Here is a 6269-nt window from a genome sequence, read left to right as displayed (position 1 = left end):
GGCCCGCGGAGCCGTCTGCGCGCGCCAGTGGGGGGGCGCGCGCTGGCGGGGCCGCCGGACCCCCACCCCCCCCCCCCCCGTCCTGCGTTCCGGGCCCGGCATCCCCCGCCCGGCGGACGCCGGCCGAAGACCACCCGCCCGGCCCAACGCGGTCGCGCGATCCGCCGAGATTCATCTCTTCGGGGGAACCGGGGAACTGACGGTACTGAACGTGACGCCCCCGCTCGGCGACGACGCCCGTCCCGCCCCGGTCGCGCGGGGCGACGGAGCCCAGGCACGTCGGATCGGTCGCTGAGCGCGACCGGGCGACGCCGTCCGTATACCGGTACCCACGAGGCTCTTGTGAATTGATTCACCTGACCCCTTGGCCCGGCGCACCCGTTCGTGTTGAGATGCGGGCCTACTCAACAGCTCAATGGCGCGCTCGGGGAGGGCAATGTGGCGGACACCGCCATGTCTGGTTCCGAAACGACGGGTGGCGACGATCCGTCCTCTGCCTACGGCAGGAAGACGCCCATGGAGACCGCCATATGGCGACTCCGCTCACGCGGCTGTTGGACGGACGCGGCCGCTCTGCTCGCACCACGCGCGACCGAACCGGCGGCGGCCCTGGAACGGGCGGCCCTGCTGATCGAGCGCTGTCTGTACACCGAGAAGGGCTGGGCCGAGGCGGAGGAGGCCCTGCGGGCGGCCGAGGCGGTCGCGCAGAGCGACGAGGAACGCGGGGCGGCGGCATGCGAACGCGGCTATCTCGCCTACGCGTCGACGCTGCTCGGCGTACGGGACCGGGCCGACGAGGCCACCGCGGCGCTCGGCCGGGCCGCCGCGCTGATCGGCCCCTCGGCCGAAGGGCGTCCGCTGCTGGACTTCCGGCGCGGGCTGATCGCCCAGAACCTCGGTGACTCGCCCCAGGCAGCCCGGGCCGCCTTCCGCCGCGCACACGCGGGTGCGACGGACCGGGGGGACACCCTGCTCCTCTCCTCCACCTGGCGCCATCTCGCCGGAATCGCCCTGCGCGAGGGCGAGTTGGCGGAGGCGCGGCACGGCTTCGCCGAGTCGCTGCGGATCCGCGAGGAGCTTGGCTTCCTGGTGGGCACCGCTCCGGCCCTGACCGCCCTGGCGGACACGGAGACGGAGCCGGAGGCGGGCCGTCTGCGGGCCGAGGCGGGACGGCTGTTCCGCCTCCTGGGCGGGGTGCCGACCTGGCTCGGCGCCCAACTGTCGCCTCAGCCCGCGACATGACGGGGCATCACATCGCCTGACGGCGCCTCTCGTCCAGGCGGAGGAGCGCCTCGTCCATGCCCGCGACCACTCCCCCGTCCGGGGTCAGCACCACCGCACGGACGGGTGGGCCCGGGCGGAAGGACAGGCGCTCCTTCGTGTCGAGGTGGTGGAGTTCGATCAGGCCGTCGGCCCAGGCGATCGCGAGCGACGGGCCTTCGGGGGTCGGCGCGGCATGCAACGCCACGACAGGGCAGGGGCGTTCGGCCAGGGGCTCGGGGTGCGGGTCCTGGCCGGGGGTCCAGAGCCGGACCGTGCCGTCGAGACCCCCGCTGCACAGGAAGGGCGTGGGCGGTGCCTCGACCGCGGTGACGGCCGTGACACGTCCGCTGTGCAGCGCGGCCTGGTGAATGCCCGTCAGACCGAAGGCGTGCACGGATCCGAGCCGGTCGCCCACCACCACGGACCCGCTGATCGCCGCGAGCGCCGTGCCCGGGTGCCGGGTGAGGGTCGCCGCGACGGCCGCGGTCAGCCGCTCCAGGTACGGCGGGCGCGGTCCGGGCAGCCCGCGCACCGTGTGCAGCCGGCCGCGTTCGTCCAGGAGCAGGAGGGTGCCGTCCGGCGCGGGCGCGAGCGTCTTGATCCGCCGGGCGGGGCTGGCGAAGGTCTGGCCCGCGGGGGTCGCGTCGGCCGTGCGCAGCAGGTGCACGGCGTCGGTCGGACCCGCGACGAGGAGGCGGTCGCCGATCGTCCCGAGCGCGGTGACGGGTCCGGGCCAGGGCGGCGTCAGATCCCCGCGCACCCGGGTCCACCGCACTCGCCACGGCGCGTCCGCGGCCAGTTCCCGCAGGGCGGGCCGGAGTCGGGGGTCGGCGCCGTCGCCGAGCGCTCCGAGTAGTACCAGGGCGCGGTCCGTGGGTTCCTGGTCTCGGCAGAGCGACTGTCCGGCGCGCAGCCAGGCGGATCGCAGACCGCCGCGGTCGTCGCCGGAGCCACCCGTGTAACCGGCGGTGACGAGCAGCGGGTCGGCCTCGCAGACGGCGACGGGATCGGCGAGATCGACCGCCGCGCGTACGAACCGCTCCGCCGCCCGGCCCGCCCTGCGGGAACGGGCCGCGGCCGTGCCGTCCGTCCCGGCCGGCTCGGGCACGTCCACCACCGTGGCGCGGCGGGCGGCGAGGAGGGTGTGGGCGGGGGTGCCCGTGCGGACCTCGACGACGAGCCGGATCCGGCCCAACTCCGAGAGCTCCCCCATGAGTTCGGCGATCGCCTCCGGCTCCGCCGCTCCGTGAAGGTCCGTCAGGACGAGGACCGCGCGGCGCGCTTCGGTGGTGGCGAGGACCTGGACCAGTTCGCCGCGTGTCCTGGCCACGACCCCGAGGCGGTTCGCGATCGTCCAGGCCGTACCGAGCGCGCTCTGCCCGGCGAGCGGGATCAGTTCGCGCGTCGAACGCCTGCGGCGCGCCCCGGAGCGGGCGCCGTGCGCGGCGAGCCAGGACAGGAGTGCGGACTTGCCCCGGCGGGGATCACCGGTGACCAGACAGAGCCGGGGCGCGTCCGGGTCGGTGAGCCAGCCGAGCAGGGCCGTCGCCTGGGGCTCCGTACCGGCGACGGGGCGCTCCCCGCGGGCGGATCCGGTCACGGGCACCATCCCCATGCCGGGGACGGAGTCGCGGACGGCATGGGACACCTCACGGACGGCGCTGTGCGAGCGGGCTGACGGCAACGACCTTAGTCGTCAGCCCTGCGATCCGGTGAAGTGCTCCCGTACGAGTGACTGCACGACGGTGAGATCTTGGGCGATGAGCGCGTCGAGGAGGGCGGTGTGTTCCGCCGCGTCCGCGACCAGTTCGCCGTGGCGGGTCGCCGGAGCACTCATCAGGGGCCACTGGGAGCGGCGGTGGAGGTCGTCGGCGACGGCGAGGAGCTGTTCGTTTCCGGCCAGGGAGAGGACGGCGCGGTGGAAGGCGCGGTCGGTCTCGGCGTAGTGGGCGCGGTCGCCGCGGGCGGCGGCGGCCGAGGTGGCCTCGGCGAGGGGCCGGAGCTCGGACCAGCGGGCGGCCGGGACCGTACGGGCCAGGCGGAGCATGACCGGGATCTCGATGAGCGCGCGGACCTCGGCGAGTTCGGCGAGTTCGCGCGGGGTGCGTTCGGTGACGCGGAAGCCGCGGTTCGGCACCACCTCGACGGCGCCTTCGGTCGCCAGCTGCTGCATCGCCTCGCGCACGGGGGTCGCCGATACGCCGAAGCGTTCGGCGAGCACGGGGGCGGAGTAGACCTCGCCGGGGACGAGTTCGCCGCCGACGAGGGCGGTGCGCAGGGCTTGGAGGATCTGCCCGCGCACGGAGTGGCGCCGGACCGGACGGGGGACGAGCCCGGGCGCGGGCGGCTCGCTGTGGGTGTGCTCGCCGCGGGCATGCGCGGAGGGGGACTCCGAGGGGTGCGCCGGGGGTACGGACCTGCCGCCGCGCGCCTGTCCGGGCACCCGTACGGCGTCGCCGAACGGAGGGTACGGCTCCTGTCGCGCCCGCTCGCGCGCTCTGCCCTGCTCCACCCGGGTCCTCCTGCGGGGTCGTGCCGGGCCCGGCTCGCGATGCCGGTGCCCCCTGTGCACCATATGCGAGACAGGACCGCATCGGGGGGTTCGGGGCTTGCCCGCCGGACGGTAGGGGCAAACTTCGATCGCGTCGGGTAAGGTAAGGCTAACCTGCTAACGATCGCGATTCGGTGGTCCCGTATGGCCGTCCCCGCCTTGCTGCCCGCTCCCTTCACCTCGCCTGTCGCGGCTTCGTACGCCCGCCTCGGCGAGGTGTTCTCCGGCCTGCGGATAGAGGAGCTGGACCAGGCCGCGAAGGCACCCAGAGGCGGCGGCTGGGTCGGCGCGGACGAGCTGGCGGCCGGGGGCGCCGCGCTCGACGCCTTCCTCGCCTGGGACAACGCCCAGGTGCTGCGCGACTACGGGCAGCAGGCCCGCCCGGACGTGGTCGCCAGCTTCGGACTGCACCGGTACGCCTGGCCGGCCTGCCTCCTGGTCACGGTTCCCTGGTTCCTGCACCGCCGGGTTCCCCGGGTGCCCGTCCGGAACGTCGCCTTCCAGCGGGCCCTGGGCCGGATGACCGTCCGCGTCGAGGAGTTCGCCTGCCTTCCGGACGATCCCGCCGCCACTCTGCCCGGCGCCCGGGTCGTCCCGGACGAGGAGGCGCTGCGCGCCGAGGTCCGGGCCTCGCTCGCCGAGCACTTCGAGTCCATCCTGGCCGGCTTCGGACCGCGGATGCGGCGTGGGAGGCGGGCGCTGTGGGGCATGGCGACGGACGAGATCGTCGAGGGCCTCTGGTACATCGCGGCGCTGCTCGGCGAGGAGGAGCGGGGGATGCGCGAGCTGGAGTTGCTGATGCCCGGCACGGCCAAGCCCTACGCGGGCGCCGCCGGCTTCCGTGAGCTCGCCGGTTCCGTGGACGCCGACGGAACGACCCGCTCCACCCGGGACCGCGCGACGTGCTGCTTCTTCTACACACTGCGCCCCGAGGACACCTGCATGACGTGTCCGCGCACCTGCGACGCCGAGCGGGTCCGTCGGCTCGCGGCGACCGCCTGACCCTCCCGTGGGATTACGCCACCCGCACGAGTGGCGTAAATCGAACGCAACTCCCTTGATCCGCGCGGCCGTTCGACCAGATGGCACCTATTCGTATGTCGTGCGGTCCCAATGGCGTGCTCTTGCCGCGAAACCCCTTGTGGGCCCTCCGAGGTCGGCCAATATGGGCGGCCGAAAGGCCCTACTGCGATGCAAGGGACACCGCATGAGACTGACCGACATATCGCTGGACTGGCTGCTTCCGGGTGGCGTCATGGTGGCCGGAGTCCTGACGGCGGTGGCGGTGCTCGCGCGCGGCAAGCGCGCCGGTGACCAGGCCGCGGCCGAGGACTCCTGGGAACGCAGCGAGGAACGCCGCAGACGCAAGGAAGCGATCTACGGAACCGCCTCCTACGTCCTGCTCTTCTGCTGTGCGGCCGTCGCCGCCGCACTCTCCTTCCACGGGCTCGTCGGCTTCGGCCGGCAGAACCTCAACCTCACCGGGGGCTGGGAGTACCTCGTCCCCTTCGGCCTCGACGGCGCGGCGATGTTCTGCTCGGTCCTCGCGGTCCGCGAGGCCAGCCACGGCGACGCGGCGCTCGGCTCGCGACTGCTCGTCTGGCTGTTCGCGGGCGCGGCGGCCTGGTTCAACTGGGTCCACGCACCGCGCGGCCTGGGACACGACGGCGCCCCGCAGTTCTTCGCGGGCATGTCCCTCTCGGCGGCGGTCCTCTTCGACCGGGCCCTCAAGCAGACCCGCCGGGCGGCGCTGCGCGAGCAGGGCCTGGTGCCCCGACCGCTGCCGCAGATCCGGATCGTGCGGTGGCTGAGGGCGCCGAGGGAGACCTTCGCGGCCTGGTCGCTGATGCTGCTCGAAGGCGTACGGACGCTCGACGAGGCGGTCGACGAGGTCCGCGAGGACCGTCGCGAGAAGCAGCAGAACCGGCTGCGCAGGCGCGATCAGGAGAAGCTCGACCGGGCCAGGCTGAGAGCCATCAACCGGCAGCACCGGGCTTTCGGGCTCGGCCGCGGCGGCGGCCGTCAGGTCGAGATGCCGGCGCTGAACTCCGGCACGGGGGCGGGGGGCTCCGCGACGGCATCCGTGGGGACGCCCGTCGCGGAGCCGGCCATAGCGGACCCCGGACAGCTGCCGCTTCGACACCGGCCCTCCCTCCAGGCCGTGGGTACTGAGCCGCGGACGGTGGATCTCACCGCCGAGGACGACACCCAGGCGCTGCCACGGCTCGACTCCCTGGAACGCAAACTCAAGGACCTCGAGCAGCAGTTCGGCTGAGATCGGAAGAACACGCGAACGGGGGGGGGGGGGGGGCGCGCGCGCCCCCCCGCGGGTTGTCACCCCCCCCCCCACCGCGCGCGATACCTCCAACACACGCCGCCGCACCACCTCTGATGCCGGTGCGAGTCGCCGGATAGGGGGTGGGGTGCGTCCCCGCTCCGGCGGCCGAGCTAGGGC

At 74.2% G+C, this 6269-nt stretch carries 5 protein-coding genes; 3 read left to right on the top strand and 2 right to left on the bottom strand.

The features are described from left to right. Positions 1–453: 453 nt before the first annotated feature. Positions 454–1242 carry a hypothetical protein gene (locus ACFVZW_RS22945; RefSeq protein ID WP_383551203.1) on the top strand — a complete coding sequence of 263 codons (789 nt, stop codon included), beginning with the start codon at positions 454–456 and terminating at the stop codon, positions 1240–1242. A 7-nt stretch (positions 1243–1249) separates the two neighbouring features. On the opposite strand, the gene ACFVZW_RS22940 is transcribed toward ACFVZW_RS22945, so the two are convergent. Both ACFVZW_RS22940 and ACFVZW_RS22935 read right to left on the bottom strand, forming a co-directional pair. After that, positions 1250–2863, bottom strand: a complete 1614-nt coding sequence (locus tag ACFVZW_RS22940; RefSeq protein WP_384524133.1) for a WD40 repeat domain-containing protein — start codon at positions 2861–2863, stop codon at positions 1250–1252. A gap of 96 nt (positions 2864–2959) precedes the next feature. Then, positions 2960–3775, bottom strand: a complete 816-nt coding sequence (locus ACFVZW_RS22935) for a GntR family transcriptional regulator (RefSeq protein ID WP_384524130.1) — start codon at positions 3773–3775, stop codon at positions 2960–2962. A gap of 183 nt (positions 3776–3958) precedes the next feature. On the opposite strand from ACFVZW_RS22935, the gene ACFVZW_RS22930 reads away from it, so the two are divergent. Both ACFVZW_RS22930 and ACFVZW_RS22925 read left to right on the top strand, forming a co-directional pair. After that, positions 3959–4816, top strand: a complete 858-nt coding sequence (locus tag ACFVZW_RS22930; protein WP_384524127.1) for a (2Fe-2S)-binding protein — start codon at positions 3959–3961, stop codon at positions 4814–4816. Between the two features lie 205 nt (positions 4817–5021). Then, positions 5022–6089 (top strand): DUF2637 domain-containing protein, encoded by a 1068-nt coding sequence (locus ACFVZW_RS22925; RefSeq protein WP_384524124.1) that lies wholly within the window; start codon positions 5022–5024, stop codon positions 6087–6089. The last annotated feature ends 180 nt before the right edge of the window (positions 6090–6269 follow it).

Origin of the sequence: Streptomyces sp. NPDC059567 (assembly GCF_042735655.1) — a bacterium.
GTDB lineage: Bacteria > Actinomycetota > Actinomycetes > Streptomycetales > Streptomycetaceae > Streptomyces.
Note: the sequence above shows the minus strand (reverse complement) of the source record. Positions and strands in the feature narration are given on the sequence as shown.